The organism is Paenibacillus chondroitinus NBRC 15376, assembly GCF_004000765.1.
In the GTDB taxonomy this organism is placed as follows: Bacteria; Bacillota; Bacilli; order Paenibacillales; family NBRC-103111; genus Paenibacillus_E; species Paenibacillus_E chondroitinus.
Genome location: NZ_BILW01000017.1, coordinates 1 through 13,630 on the forward strand (window position 1 = coordinate 1; position 13,630 = coordinate 13,630).

Below are 13,630 nucleotides of genomic sequence, written 5' to 3' on the forward strand. Positions count from 1 at the left end.
ACAATGAGAAACCTTACAAGGAGAAATCCTCGTAAGGTTTTTTTGTTTATTGTTTACTGCCATTAACGTGGACCGCTTACATAGCTATATGGAGGATGAGGAGAGCAATTACCTGCCTCGTTATGTTGTATTAAATACAACATAACACTTACTTTTTCGCTACGAAATAACTTCCCGTTGCATAAAATACAACCATTTCACCGAAATATGCGAAAAAAGGGCTCGCAACTCAAAGAATGTTGCACTATGTACAACGAAGTGGCAAGCTCGCACTATTTTTGCATGATTTTAATGCATAAAGTACAACATAGGCGACGCAGGAGTCCCCCCTGGTGAGGTGAACGTCCAAAGAAACCAAACATTGTTTGTCAATTTTACAAAAGTGCGGATAGAATCAAATAAATCATTTAAACTTAGATTACAATAAGGCAAAGTTTACTTTGATGCCTGCCTGCAGATGTATATTCATATATAGATGCTGAAGTTGCAACAAGAGATAGGAGTGATGCGTGTGGGGAATACATATGTTCAGATTGGAATGGCGATGCTGCGTACAGGGATTCTGGGATATGGCGGTGGACCGTCGATAGTCCCGTTAATTCGGTATGAGGCAGTGACGCGTTTTCAATGGATGAAAGATGAGGAGTTCATGGAGGTACTGGCGATAGCGAATACGCTGCCTGGGCCCATTGCTACGAAGTTGGCCGGGTACCTGGGCTACCGCCTTAAAGGAACTGCCGGAGCAGCCGTTGGGGTGCTTGCGCATATTTTGCCTACCTGTGTGGCGATGGTGGGGTTATATTCATTTATTCAATTTTTTAGTACATCGCGTGTGATCAAAGGGATGATAGCTGCTGTTGTGCCGATTGTGGCGGTGATGCTGGGTGTCATGGCGTATGAGTTTGGGGAGAAAGCCATCAAGGGATTGGGCTGGGTGGCAGGCATTACTTTTTTCGTGATCTCTTTCTTACTGCTGCAGACGTTTTCTGTGCATCCGGCGATTGTTATTTTTCTCTTCCTCCTATATGGTGCCTTCCATCATAAGCTCAAGGATAAGTGGAAGAAGAGACGGTTGGGGACTGGTGAGGACGCATGATGGAATGGTGGCATTTATTCGTTAGTTTTTTTCTGGCCAATGTGTTTGGATACGGAGGAGGTCCTTCTTCGATCCCATTGATGTATCAGGAGATTGTCACGAACCATGACTGGATGACCAGCAGCGAGTTCTCTAACATGCTGGCGCTGGGCAATGCCCTGCCAGGGCCGATTGCGACGAAGATTGCCGCTTATGTCGGGTTTCAGCTCGGCGGATGGATCGGGGTTATGGTGGCTGTAGCGGCAACGGTGGTTCCGTCGATTATCGCACTCATCATTTTATTGAATATCCTGCAGAAATATAAGCAATCTCCTGTGATAAAAGGAATGACGCTGCTTGTACAGCCCGTAATTGCTATCATGATGGTGCTTGTTACTTGGAGCAGTCTGGTGGAGTCTACAAAGGCAATTGGATACCTTCAGTTTATTGGCATCGCGGCAGTGGCATTTTATCTGATTCAAAAGAGAAAGATTCATCCTGCTTTTGTCATTGTGGCCGGCTTTGTATATGGCGGCATCTTTCTTTCCTAGAGCGAGATTAGCTAAGGAGCAGTCACAAAACGTCTGTAGAGACGGTTTGTGACTGCTCCTTTTTGCATTCGCGTCAGGTTAGTTGACGCCTCGTTTGGCGCCTAGCACAAAATAGGAGGTATTTTTCGTGTACAGCGCTAATAAGATGTGATGTTAATTGACGTATATTTCACCTGAACAGTATAGTGGAAAAAATGGATAGAAGTATGTAGCAGCAGCAGATCCTTCCTGGGGAGATGCTGTTTTGAGCATATGCGGTTATACGAGGAGGGGCGCGATTGAAGAAAGAGGAGCAGTACTCCGTTGAGATGATCCGGATTGTGAAGCAATTTGGCTCGGTTATCGCGAACGATGAGGTGAATTTTCAGGCAAAAGCAGGAGAAATTCATGCGCTGCTCGGGGAAAATGGCGCCGGCAAAAGCACGATGATGTGCATGCTCTCCGGGGTATATCGCCCCACACATGGCGAGATCCGCTTGCATGGCGAGAAAGTGCGCATTCGCTCACCTAAGGATGCGATGCGGCTTGGCATCGGCATGGTGTTTCAAAACTTCAGGCTCGTGCAGACTCTAACGGCTGCGGAGAATATTGTGCTTGGCGAGGCGTCCTCATTCTGGAGAGGCCAGCGTTGGTTAACGCGGAAGTCTGAGGAGATTGAGGCGATTTCCAAGCATTTCGGGCTGCCGTTCCCAGTCGACCGGCCGATCTGGCAGCTATCCGTCGGCGAACAGCAGCGGGTAGAGATTGTGAAGACGCTCTATCGCGGAGCCGACTTCATTATTTTGGATGAGCCGACGTCGGTCTTGACGCCAGGTGAGGTCGAGCAGTTGTTTGAGACGCTGAACCGCATGAAGCAGGAAGGTAAAACCGTCATCATGACAACACACAAGCTGAAAGAAGTGATGTTCGCTTCCGATCATATTTCCGTAATGCGCAAAGGAAAAATGATCGCAACGATGGCGAAATCAGAGACGAGCGAACGTGATTTGGCGCAGCTGATGGTCGGACAAGAAAGCGTAAATGGCCGATCCGGTGTAAGGGAGAAGTCATTGGGCAGCCCGATGCTGGTGGTTAGCGGTTTGAACGTTTATGCGGATCATGGGCGTAAGGTGCTGGATGGGCTTCATTTTGATGTGAAGGCAGGGGAAATTGTCGGGGTTGCCGGCGTCTCGGGAAATGGGCAAAAAGAGCTCGCGGAGGTGTTAACAGGTCTTCGCCCATGGAAAGACGGTGACATCCGTTTTGACGGCAGTCCGCTGCGCAACGGTTCAGTGCGGGGAGCTATTGAGCAAGGCATCGCCCATGTACCGGAAAGCCGGATGAAGAGTGGTCTCGCGGGAAGTTTGGGAGCGGTTGATAATCTGCTTTTCAAAACCTACCGTTCCCCCGAACGTTCGCGCTTCGGTCTGCTTCGCACAGAGAAGAATCGGCATTGGTCGCAGAAGCTTGTTGAGCTTTTTGATGTGAAGACGCCGGGAATCGATGCGCCTGTGCGCCACTTGTCGGGGGGCAATCAACAGAAGCTGCTCCTCGCCAGGGAAGTGGACCTCGATCCGAAGCTGATGGTTGCGGTACATCCCACGCAAGGGCTCGATGTTGGCGCGACAGCCGGCGTCCATGATTTGTTAGAGGGTCTGCGGAAAAAGGGACGCTCTGTTCTGCTCATATCCGAGGACTTGGATGAGGTGCTGCAGCTATCCGACCGGATTATGGTCATGTACGGCGGACGCATCGTGGGCCATATAGCCCGGGAGGAAGCGAACCGCGAATATATCGGTATGCTGATGGCAGGCTCAGAGGAGGAGGACGCAGGATGAGTGAACAACAAACGGTCGGAACAATTCCAATGGAAACGAAAGTTGTCAAGCGTGAATCAGGTTTACGTCTACCGTATCGTTTGGAGATTGACCCGGCGGGTCGCGAAAGCCCATGGTGGATGACCATTGTATCCATCGTTTTGGCATTGGTAGCTTGCGGTATTTTTATCTCATTGAATGGTATGAACCCGATTACCGTCTATGCCAAAATGCTGACGGGAGCCTTCGGCTCTTCCTTTGGTCTGACGGAGACGTTGGTTAAGGCAATCCCTCTGCTGCTATGCGGCCTGGGAGTATCCATCGCGTACCGGATTTCCGTGTGGAATATCGGTGCGGAGGGGCAGTTTTTGGCCGGTGCTATGGCGGCGACAGCGGTAACGATCTATTTTCCACATCTGCCGATGTACCTTTCAATTCCCTGTATGCTGGTGGCTAGCATCGTGGCGGGGGGACTTTGGGGGCTGCTGACGGCGATCCCGAAGACCTATTTTCAAGTCAACGAACTGATTACATCCCTGATGCTGAATTATGTGGCGCTGCTTGCTTTGAATTATGCGGTATTCGGTCCATGGAAAGATCCGAAAGGTTTCAACTTCCCAGGCTCGCCGATGTTCACTGCGGCGCAATCTTTACCTACTTTTGGCACGTCGCGGCTCCATATGGGTATCCTTTTTGCCATCGTTGGTGTGCTGCTTTATGCGTTCGTCATTCGGTATACACGTTGGGGATATGAACTGCGGCTGATTGGAGCTAATGCGGAAGCAGCGCGGAATGCAGGTATAAGGATTTCCAGGCATGTGTTGGTTGTTATGGTCATAAGCGGAGGTCTGGCAGGGCTTGCCGGCATGGGGGAGGTATCGGGTGTGGCGCATCGTCTCATGTATGGCATTTCTCCGGGGTATGGGTATACGGCGATTATTGTGGCGTGGTTGGCGAAGCTGAATCCGCTTAGTCTGGTAGTTTCGTCGGTGCTTTTTGGCGGATTAATTGTGGGTGGATATAGTGTGCAAACAATTGGTCTCCCGTCGTCGATTTCGTCGATGATTCAAGGAGCTATCTTGTTTTTCCTGATTGCAGGCAGTATGGCGGGCAAATTTCGCATGCGCCGTAACAGCTGATTAGCTTGAGACGACAGTGGCCATTGAGGAGAAGGGGCTGAATGTAATGGAGATCCTTACGCAATTGATTGTCTCGGCCATTTCATCGGGGACTCCGCTGCTTTTGGCTGTGCTTGGCGGGATTCTGATCGAGAGGTCCGGCATCACCCAGTTAGGAGCAGAAGGGCTTATGTTGATGGGGGCGGTAACCTCTTGTCTTTTGTTCATACATACCGGGAGTTTAACATTGGCTATTCTCTGCGTTCTTGCCGTGAGTGGACTACTAGGGCTGCTGCATGGGGTGCTGAGTGTATCGCTGCATGCGAATCAAGTGGTATGTGGATTGGCGATGACGATTTTCGGTACCGGTCTTAGTGCATATCTGGGTAAGCCGGTGAGCGGGCAGCCTCTGACCGGAGCGGTGCCAAAGCTTCATTTGACTTGGCTGGAGAATGTACCTTTCTTGGGGAAGATTTTTGCGCATATGGACCTGTTTACTTGGTTTAGCTTTGTGCTGGTACTTGTGATGCATTTGTTTATTCATCGGACTTCATGGGGGCTGCACCTGAGAGCTGTCGGAGATAATCCTGCTACTGCAGATGTCATGGGTATACCTGTCGTGGCAATTCGGTATGGCTGCGTTATCATCGGTTCCATGTTAATTGGTCTAGGTGGAGCAGATCTGCTGCTTGTGTACACGCCAACATGGAATGAAGGGATGACGTCCGGGCGCGGCTGGATTGCCGTGGCGCTCATAATTTTTGCCAGGTGGAATCCGACTCGGGCCTTGGTATGCGCGTATTTCTTTGGGGTTTTGGATATTCTGGGTTTCCGCGTACAGCTGATTGGAAGCCATATTCCTTCTTACTTTCTGAAAATGATTCCCTATCTCGTAACCATTCTCGTTCTTATGTACTTAGGCTGGCGTAACCGCAATAAACCTTCGGGCGCGCCGGAAGCGCTGGGTATTCCCTATATTAGGGAACAAAGATTTTAGACGAAGCTGGAGGGTAGCCGATGAATGGACCAGAGAATCACTTGTTTTATTTAAAAAGATGCGTTGAACTCTCCGTCCTAGCCAGACAGTCTGGCAATACGCCATTCGGTGCGTTGTTGGTAGGGCCGACAGGGGAAATTCTTTTGGAGCAAGGCAACATAGAAATAACGGAATCGAATTGTACAGGGCATGCTGAAACCACGCTGATGGAAGCGGCCTCGAAAAAATACAGCAAAGCCGAGTTATGGACATGCACGCTGTATACTTCTGCTGAACCGTGCGCCATGTGTGCGGGTTCTATTTACTGGGGCAACGTGGGGCGCGTTGTTTATGGCATTTCGGAGACACGTCTGGCTGAATTGACCGGGGCGGATGAGCAGAACCCGACGCTGGATTTGCCGTGTCGGGTCGTTTTTGCTCGAGGCAGCAAGCCGATACAGGTGATCGGCCCGGTTGCAGAGATTGAGGCGGAGGCTGTTGCGGCGCATGCTGGTTATTGGGGGTGAGAAGCGCGTTGCAGAAGCCCAAAAATGAAAGCTGCTAGGGAGAACTCTTTGTCCCTAGCGGCTTTTTTTGTAATTTTACAAAAAAAGTTACTGATGTTATGAAACTTTACAAACTTCTTTCATATAAATTGACCCATGGGGATGGCGCATTTACAATGAAACAAATCTTGATCAAGAATGGTTAACATTTACATCGTTAGAGAGGTGATGGGGAGTGGCGCTAACACTTCAGGAAGTGAATGAACTGACACAGGAAGGGTTTGTCGATGCTTTCGGCCCATTGTTTGAACACTCCCCTTGGGTGGCGAAGCGGGCGTGGAGTTCACGGCCTTTTGCAACAAGACAGGATCTGATCAGCAGTTTGGAAAGGGAAGTATGGCGCGCGAATCGGGAAGAGCAGTTGGCTCTGCTGCGAGCTCATCCCGACTTGGGAACGCGAGTCCGCATGACGGACCACTCCGTAAATGAGCAGGCGGGAGCAGGCCTGAACCAGTTATCACCGGATGAATACGAGCAGTTTCTTCAGCTTAACAAGCAGTACACGGAGGCTTTTCAGTTTCCGTTCATCATGGCCGTCAAGGGTCAGACCAAGGAGACGATTCGCGAAGCGCTGAGCCATCGCATTCATCGAGAGGTGCAGGAGGAGATGGGCAAGGCTTTACAGGAGGTTTGCAAAATCGGGCGGTTTCGCCTAGAAGCCGTGTTAGTAGATGAAGCGGAGGGGAAAGCGATGAAGAACGGATCTGAGAGAATTATGTACTACGGCAAAGGCGATGTATGGGTGTACAGGTCCTATGCCAAACCGCTAACCAATCTGACGTTAATCCCTGAATCGGGTTTTGTGGGACGAGACAATGTGCTTTTTGGAATGAACATTAAGGTGGCGGTTAGCGGAGAGAAGTTTTTCACTTCTTTTACGGAAGGAGATAACACGTTGGTTGTGGCCACGGATTCCATGAAAAATTTCATCTTGCGCAAAGCTGGAGAATATGAAGGCGCAACGGCTGAAGGATTTCTCGCCTTCGCAAGCCGCAAGCTGCTAGAGACCTATCCGCAGATGACCGGCGTGAAAATGACCGCCGACCAAGTTGCTTTTGATGCGCTGCCGGTACCGGGGGCCCAAGGCTTCGAGAATGGGAATCTGGTCTACAGGTATTCACAAAATGAGCATCCGACAGCCAAGGTAGAGCTCACAAGGACGGAAGAGGGCATCTCGATTCAGGAGCATGAAGGCGGTATTGCCGATCTGAAGCTGATTAAGGTGAAGGGCAGTTCATTCGCAGGCTTCGTACGAGATGAGTATACAACACTACCAGAATCTTATGACCGCCCGCTGTTCATTTTCCTGGATATCGCTTGGAGCTATGAGGAAGTTGAGGATGCGTTGGATTCGGATCTGGGACGTTATGTGGCTGCTGAACAAATTCGGGACATTGCACATACAGTCTTTCATGAACAACACTCGCCATCGATTCAAAATCTCATCTACCGCATCGGACAGCGCGCGTTACTCAGATTCCCGCAGTTAAAAGAGATTCGGTTCGAATCAAATAACCGTACGTGGGAAACGATTCTTGAGCAGGCCACGGCAGGTGAAGGAAAGGTGTTCACAGAGCCTAGACCGCCGTATGGTTTCCAAGGCTTTTCGATGACAAAAAGTGATCTGGAGGGCCTATGAGCGCTGGACTAACAACGCACGTTCTGGACATTAGCCAAGGCAAACCGGCACAGGCGGTGCGGATAGAGTTGTACCGTCTTCAAGAGGGAAGGGCCGAACTTCTTCGGACCGAAATCACGAATGCCGATGGCCGACTGCAGGAGCCTATGCTGAGTGGGGAAGCTTTTGTACCCGGATCCTATGAGTTAGTGTTCCATGTCGGAGATTACTTCAGGGAGACGGGAGTACCTTTATCCGATCCTCCTTTTCTGGATCAAGTGCCCATCCGTTTCGGCGTTGCCGCAGCAGATAGCCATTATCATGTCCCGCTTTTGATTGCACCGTGGGGATATAACACGTATAGAGGAAGCTAGTGTTTGAAAAAAAAGTGTGGCTATATTTACGTCCGAGGGAGGATTTCGCATGGATGATCAACAGTTTGACCTCGTGATTCGCAAAGGTACCGTGGTACTCATGGATGACGTGCGGCAGGTAGACATCGGTATTCTAGGCGGCAAAATTGCTGCGTTAAGCGAAAACCTCAGCTACTCGGAGCAAACGCCTGTTTATGAGGCGGAACACCTGCATATCTTGCCCGGCATGATTGATGCACATGTTCATTTCAACGAACCGGCGCTTGGTCATTGGGAGGGCTTCGCGACAGGCTCGGCGGCTCTCGCAGCTGGAGGATGCACGACATTTATCGATATGCCGCTTAATGGCGTACCTCCAACGGTAAGGCTCAGCGCTCTGGAACAAAAGCTGGCAGCGGCCAAAGGACACTCCGTGGTCGATTATGCCCTGTGGGGAGGATTGGTTCCCGGCAATATCGGGCATCTGCAGGAGCTGGCGGAGGCAGGCGTCATCGGCTTCAAGGCTTTCATGTCCTGTCCCGGCGGAGAAGGGGAAGATATTTTCGCTGAGGTGGACGACAAAACACTCTACAAAGGCATGCAGGAGATCGCCCGCTTGGGGCTAGTGCTCGCTCTTCACGCTGAAAGCGAAGAGATCATATCCAAGCGAGCCGCCAAGGCTCAAGCGGAAGGCAGACGAGGAGCGCTCGACTACGTTGCGACGAGGCCGATCGCTGCGGAGCTGGAAGCGGTGAACCGCGCGCTGTGCTACGCAGAGCAGACGGGCTGCCGGCTGCATTTCGTGCATATTTCCAGCGCAGAAGGTGTGCAGGCCATCACGGAGGCGAAGGCCAAAGGGCTGGACGTCACGGTGGAAACGTGCCCGCATTATTTGGCGCTGACCAGCGCCGATCTGGCGCAGCTGGGTCCGGTCGCGAAGTGCGCGCCTCCGCTGCGCACGGCGGAAGATCAAGACCGGCTGTGGGCGGAGCTGATGGCCGGGCGGCTTGATATTCTCGCTTCGGACCACTCCCCGTGCCCAACGTCCATGAAGCAGGGGGATTTTTTCGAAGCGTGGGGCGGCATCTCCGGGGCGCAGAGCTCCATGGAGCTGATGTTGGATGAAGGGCATCTTCGCAGAAATGTGCCGCTGCCCGAGCTGTCGAGGATGCTTTCGCTTGAGCCTGCCAAGCGTTTTGGACTGTATCCTCGCAAGGGGGTTATTGCGGTCGGAGCGGATGCCGACCTCGCATTGGTTGATATGAGCAGGGGCTATACCCTGCAGGCGAATGATTTGCTTTACCGCCACAAGCATAGTCCTTATGTGGGGCGGGCGTTTGGATGCCGTGTGCAGGCGACATTTTGCCGTGGAAGCAAGGTGTATGAGCTTGGAGAAGGAGTTACGGAGACGGCGGATGGCGCATGGTTACGTCCCGCAGTGATCGTTGGAGGTGAGGTCGGTGGCTAAAAGGGTACCGAATTCACTTGATTTGTTGTCCCAATTCGGTGAGCGGATGCTTGAGGAGTTGGAGGAGCTTTCCTCGTATGGGGCTAATGCCGAAGGAGGCGTGACTCGACTGCTTTATACGGATCCATGGCTGAAGGCACAGCGAGCGATTATAAGCAAAATGCAGCTGCTGGGGCTGGAAGCCGGTTTCGATGCGGTTGGCAATGTATTTGGAAAGTTGCTCGGCAGTCAGCCGGATAAGAAGCCGGTACTGACAGGCTCCCATATCGATACGGTCAAAACCGGCGGAAAGTACGATGGCGCATACGGTGTCGTCGCCTCGATGATGGCCTTGGGTTATCTGAAAGCGACTTACGGAGCGCCGAAGCGAACGCTAGAAGCTGTTTCGTTCTGTGAAGAAGAGGGCAGCCGATTCCCGCTGGCCTACTGGGGCTCAGGGCATGTCACCGGCGTAAGACCCTTGCGGCTTGCGGATGAGATTGCAGATAGCGATGGCGTTACTTTGCTTGAAGCGATGCGGGAAGCAGGATTTGATGCTACAACTGCTGGGCAGCAGTACCCGGCAAAACGCGAATTCATTGGCGGTTATATCGAGATTCATATTGAGCAAGGTTCCATTTTAACCTACAAAAAGAAACAAATTGGCATTGTAACGGCCATCGTTGGCCAAATCCGACTAACCGTACAGGTAACGGGCAGCTCTAATCATGCGGGAACAACGCCAATGAAGATGCGCAAGGATGCGCTCGCCGGAGCGGCAGAAATGGTGGCAATAACGGAGCAAATGGCCCTTGAGGCAGGAGAGCCGCTTGTTGCTACTGTGGGACGTTTGGAAGTAAAGCGGGGAACCTCGAATGTGGTGCCGGGCGAAGTGGAGTTTACACTGGATATTCGGCATACTGACGAGCCCGAGATGCGTACATTTTGTGTAAGGTTGCTAACAAGGCTCGAAGAGATCGCGATGCGAAGAGGGCTTACTATAGAAACGGTTGAAAATTTACATGCTCCACCGGTCGCGATGCAGGAAAGCATGGCGAAAGAAATTGAAGCTGCCTGTGAAGCCGGCGGATTTCAGCATATGCGGCTGCCAAGCGGCGCAGGACATGATGCTCAGCTGTTCGGACCGATCTGTCCGTCAGCGATGATTTTCGTACCGAGTGTTGGCGGCATAAGTCACAGTCCGGAGGAATTTACGGAAGCGGATGATCTGATCGCCGGATTCCACACACTGGTTCATGTGCTATACCAATATGGCTATGGGGGGAAAGCAGATGAAACACTATAAGGACTTGTCGCCCTCGCCGAGAACCATTATGACCCCCGGACCTGTAGAGGTCGATCCACGGGTGCTGCGTGCGATGTCGTATCCGATTCTGGGGCAGTTCGATCCGGAATTTACAGAATTAATGAATGAAACGATGGAAATGCTTCGCGATGTGTTTCAAACGAGCAATCAATGGGCCTTTCCAGTAGACGGCACCTCGCGTTCCGGTATTGAAGCCGTGCTTGTAAGTGTTATTGAGCCAGGGGACAAGGTGCTTGTTCCTATTTATGGACGTTTCGGTCATCTGCTTGTAGAAATTGCTGAACGCTGCGGTGCAGAGGTTCTCATGTTGGAGCGGGAGTGGGGGTCTGTGTTCGACACACAGGAGATCATAGACGCCATCCACCGGGAAAAACCGAACATCGTCGCGATGGTCCACGGCGAAACGTCAACAGGCTGCATCCAACCGTTTGATGGCATCGGCGCAGCTTGCCGGGAAGTGGATGCGCTGCTAGTCGTGGATGCGGTAGCCACAATTGGCGGTGTCCCGGTTCAAACGGATGCATGGCAGCTCGATGCCGTCATCGGCGGGACGCAGAAATGCTTGTCCGTCCCATCGGGCATGTCGCCGATCACCTATAATGACCGAGTCGAGGCCAAGGTGCTGCGGCGTAAAACGATCGAACGGGGGCTGCGTGACCAAGGTTCGGCCGTTTCCAGTTTGAAGCCGGTGGCGAGCAACTATTTTGACCTGGGCATGCTGCAGGATTACTGGAGCCCGAAACGGCTTAATCATCACACGGAAGCTACATCCATGCTTTATGCTTTGCGCGAAGGGCTGCGTCTAGTCCTGCAGGAGGGACTGGATGAACGCTACCTTCGGCATAAGCGTCATGAAGCAGCGCTGGTCGCCGGCTTGCAGGCGATGGGGCTTACGCTTTATGGCAATCCGGCCTGCAAGCTGCCGGTCGTCACCTGCATCCGCATTCCGGATGGCATTGACGGAGAGTCCGTGCGCTCGATGCTGCTGAATACGTTCGGCATTGAGATTGCCAGCTCTTTCGGGCCATTGAAAGGTCAAATTTGGCGAATCGGCACGATGGGCTTCAGTTGTAATCAAAAGAACGTACTACACGTTCTTGGCGCTCTGGAGGCTGTTCTTCTCTGGCACAGAGCCGATGTGAATGTTGGTGCAGCGCTGCAAGCAGCCCTCAATCAATACGCTCGTAAGGAGGAGGAACAGCCATGTTAAACATCATGCCGCGAGCGGAGCGTGCCATGGTTGCTACGCCTCATTATTTGGCTAGCAGCGTGGGCAGCGCGATTTTGCAGCAGGGAGGCAATGCTTTTGACAGTGCCATTGCGATTAGCGCGACGCTCGGCGTTGTGTATCCGCATATGACGGGCATAGGCGGGGACGCTTTCTTCCTGATGTATGATGCAGCAACAGGTACCTATACAGGATTTAATGGAAGCGGGAAATCTGCTGCGCTGGCGAGCCCTGATTTTTACGAGGCTAAAGGTTTGCAAGCGATTCCGCAAAGGGGGATTCTGAGCGCGATTACGGTGCCGGGCATGGTCGATGCGTGGTGGCAGGTGTGGGAGAAATACGGCAAGCTGCCCTGGGAGAAACTGTTGGAACCCGCAATCGCCTATGCGGAAAAGGGGTTTCCGATTTCACGTAATTTACGCTACTGGATGAAGAAGGATGAAGCCTTCATTCGGGCTTCTGAACAGCTCAGTGCGATATATATGACCGGCGGTGAGCTATTGAAGGAAGGGGATCGACTGGTTCAGAAAGAGATGGCTGAGACGCTGCGCCAGATTGGTCTGGATGGCCGGGATGCTTTTTACAATGGCGCTGTCATGAAGGCGGTTGTGGAGAGTATGCAACAGGACGGCGGATTGCTGCAGGAAGAAGATTTTACGAGTTATGCGGGGGAATGGGTGAAGCCGCTCTCTAGCACGTACCGGGGCTATGAGATTTATCAAATGCCGCCGAACTCGCAAGGATTCACAGCGCTAATGATGATGAATATGCTGGAAAATATCGAGGTAAGCGCGGTTCCCAGAGCTTCAGCCAACTTTTATCATATCATGTCGGAAATTATAAAAAAGGCGTTTAAAGACCGTGATCTCTATTTAACGGATCCGAACTTTCGGGAAATTCCGCTGGAGCATCTGCTGTCCAAGGCTTATGCCAAGGAGCTCTGGCAGGCCATACAGGATGAGCCATTTAAGGCAAGCGAGCATTTATCTCCGGCAATCGGCCAAGATACGGCTTATGCGGCTGTCGTTGACGAAGCGGGCAATTCCGTTTCATTTATACAAAGCCTCTATTTCGACTTCGGCGCTGCCTATGTGCCGGGGAATACGGGGATGATTATGCAAAATCGGGGCTCTTTTTTCTCGCTGGACCCTGCTTGCGCAAACGTGTTGGAGCCGAAAAAAAGATCGTTCCATACGTTAATGCCAGCTATTGTCAGCAAGGAAGGTAAGCCGTACATGTTATATGGCACACAAGGCGGGGAGGGTCAGCCGCAAACGCAGCTTTCGATCCTCACAGGCGTACTGGACTATGGACTGTCCATTCAAGAAGCGATAGCCCTTCCTCGTTGGGTCTACGGACGTACATGGGGGGAAGACGGAGATGCGTTGAAACTTGAGCATCGTCTGGATGATGAAGTCTATGCCCGTCTCAAAAAATGGGGACATCGGGTAGAACCAATGAAAGCATGGGATGGCATCATGGGGCAAGCGCAAGGGATTGTCATTGATGAGCGGGGGTTTATGAGCGGAGCTGCGGATCCGCGAGGCGACGGTTTAGCAATCGGTTGGTAAGACG

12 protein-coding genes are annotated in these 13,630 nt (G+C 51.9%); all 12 read left to right on the top strand.

Annotation, left to right across the window (positions count from 1 at the left end; all coding sequences use genetic code 11):
* Nucleotides 1-505: 505 nt before the first annotated feature.
* The 12 genes from PCH02S_RS19165 to ggt all read left to right on the top strand — a co-directional run bounded on the left by PCH02S_RS19165 (nucleotide 506) and on the right by ggt (nucleotide 13,626).
* Nucleotides 506-1,096: a chromate transporter gene (locus PCH02S_RS19165; RefSeq protein WP_127455558.1), complete on the top strand. Its 591-nt coding sequence runs from the start codon at nucleotides 506-508 to the stop codon at nucleotides 1,094-1,096.
* A complete protein-coding gene (locus tag PCH02S_RS19170) occupies nucleotides 1,093-1,626 on the top strand; it encodes a chromate transporter (protein WP_127455559.1) in 534 nt (177 codons plus the stop codon). The genes PCH02S_RS19165 and PCH02S_RS19170 overlap by 4 nt, the downstream gene beginning before the upstream one ends.
* Before the next feature lie 308 nt (nucleotides 1,627-1,934).
* Nucleotides 1,935-3,443 (top strand): ABC transporter ATP-binding protein, encoded by a 1,509-nt coding sequence (locus PCH02S_RS19175; RefSeq protein WP_127455668.1) that lies wholly within the window; start codon nucleotides 1,935-1,937, stop codon nucleotides 3,441-3,443.
* Complete coding sequence (locus PCH02S_RS19180) at nucleotides 3,440-4,561, top strand: ABC transporter permease (protein ID WP_127455560.1); 1,122 nt, start codon at nucleotides 3,440-3,442, stop codon at nucleotides 4,559-4,561. Before PCH02S_RS19175 ends, PCH02S_RS19180 begins: the two co-directional genes overlap by 4 nt.
* 46 nt (nucleotides 4,562-4,607) lie before the next feature.
* Nucleotides 4,608-5,537 carry an ABC transporter permease gene (locus tag PCH02S_RS19185; RefSeq protein WP_127455561.1) on the top strand — a complete coding sequence of 310 codons (930 nt, stop codon included), beginning with the start codon at nucleotides 4,608-4,610 and terminating at the stop codon, nucleotides 5,535-5,537.
* Between the two features lie 20 nt (nucleotides 5,538-5,557).
* Nucleotides 5,558-6,043, top strand: coding sequence for a nucleoside deaminase (locus PCH02S_RS19190; protein ID WP_127455562.1), 486 nt, complete (start codon nucleotides 5,558-5,560; stop codon nucleotides 6,041-6,043).
* 214 nt (nucleotides 6,044-6,257) lie between these two features.
* The gene (gene pucL / locus PCH02S_RS19195) at nucleotides 6,258-7,721 is read left to right on the top strand and encodes a factor-independent urate hydroxylase (RefSeq protein WP_127455563.1); all 1,464 of its coding nucleotides are present in this window, start codon (nucleotides 6,258-6,260) and stop codon (nucleotides 7,719-7,721) included.
* Nucleotides 7,718-8,074, top strand: coding sequence for a hydroxyisourate hydrolase (gene uraH, locus PCH02S_RS19200; RefSeq protein ID WP_127455564.1), 357 nt, complete (start codon nucleotides 7,718-7,720; stop codon nucleotides 8,072-8,074). The genes pucL and uraH overlap by 4 nt, the downstream gene beginning before the upstream one ends.
* A gap of 49 nt (nucleotides 8,075-8,123) precedes the next feature.
* Nucleotides 8,124-9,521 (top strand): allantoinase, encoded by a 1,398-nt coding sequence (locus PCH02S_RS19205; RefSeq protein ID WP_127455669.1) that lies wholly within the window; start codon nucleotides 8,124-8,126, stop codon nucleotides 9,519-9,521.
* Entirely contained in the window at nucleotides 9,514-10,806 is a 1,293-nt protein-coding gene (locus PCH02S_RS19210) for a M20 family metallo-hydrolase (protein ID WP_246069163.1), read from the top strand. The genes PCH02S_RS19205 and PCH02S_RS19210 overlap by 8 nt, the downstream gene beginning before the upstream one ends.
* Nucleotides 10,793-12,037, top strand: a complete 1,245-nt coding sequence (locus tag PCH02S_RS19215; protein ID WP_127455565.1) for a pyridoxal-phosphate-dependent aminotransferase family protein — start codon at nucleotides 10,793-10,795, stop codon at nucleotides 12,035-12,037. The genes PCH02S_RS19210 and PCH02S_RS19215 overlap by 14 nt, the downstream gene beginning before the upstream one ends.
* Nucleotides 12,031-13,626, top strand: coding sequence for a gamma-glutamyltransferase (gene ggt, locus PCH02S_RS19220; protein WP_127455566.1), 1,596 nt, complete (start codon nucleotides 12,031-12,033; stop codon nucleotides 13,624-13,626). The genes PCH02S_RS19215 and ggt overlap by 7 nt, the downstream gene beginning before the upstream one ends.
* Nucleotides 13,627-13,630 lie beyond the last annotated feature (4 nt).

Bases quoted from the DNA above. Each gene is read 5' to 3' on its own strand.
- PCH02S_RS19170 (WP_127455559.1), top strand. From the start codon at position 1,093: ATGATGGAATGGTGGCATTTATTCGTTAGTTTTTTTCTGGCCAATGTG.
- ggt (WP_127455566.1), top strand. From the start codon at position 12,031: ATGTTAAACATCATGCCGCGAGCGGAGCGTGCCATGGTTGCTACGCCT.
- PCH02S_RS19185 (WP_127455561.1), top strand. From the start codon at position 4,608: ATGGAGATCCTTACGCAATTGATTGTCTCGGCCATTTCATCGGGGACT.
- PCH02S_RS19215 (WP_127455565.1), top strand. From the start codon at position 10,793: ATGAAACACTATAAGGACTTGTCGCCCTCGCCGAGAACCATTATGACC.
- PCH02S_RS19165 (WP_127455558.1), top strand. From the start codon at position 506: ATGCGTGTGGGGAATACATATGTTCAGATTGGAATGGCGATGCTGCGT.
- uraH (WP_127455564.1), top strand. From the start codon at position 7,718: ATGAGCGCTGGACTAACAACGCACGTTCTGGACATTAGCCAAGGCAAA.
- PCH02S_RS19180 (WP_127455560.1), top strand. From the start codon at position 3,440: ATGAGTGAACAACAAACGGTCGGAACAATTCCAATGGAAACGAAAGTT.
- PCH02S_RS19175 (WP_127455668.1), top strand. From the start codon at position 1,935: ATGATCCGGATTGTGAAGCAATTTGGCTCGGTTATCGCGAACGATGAG.
- PCH02S_RS19190 (WP_127455562.1), top strand. From the start codon at position 5,558: ATGAATGGACCAGAGAATCACTTGTTTTATTTAAAAAGATGCGTTGAA.
- PCH02S_RS19205 (WP_127455669.1), top strand. From the start codon at position 8,124: ATGGATGATCAACAGTTTGACCTCGTGATTCGCAAAGGTACCGTGGTA.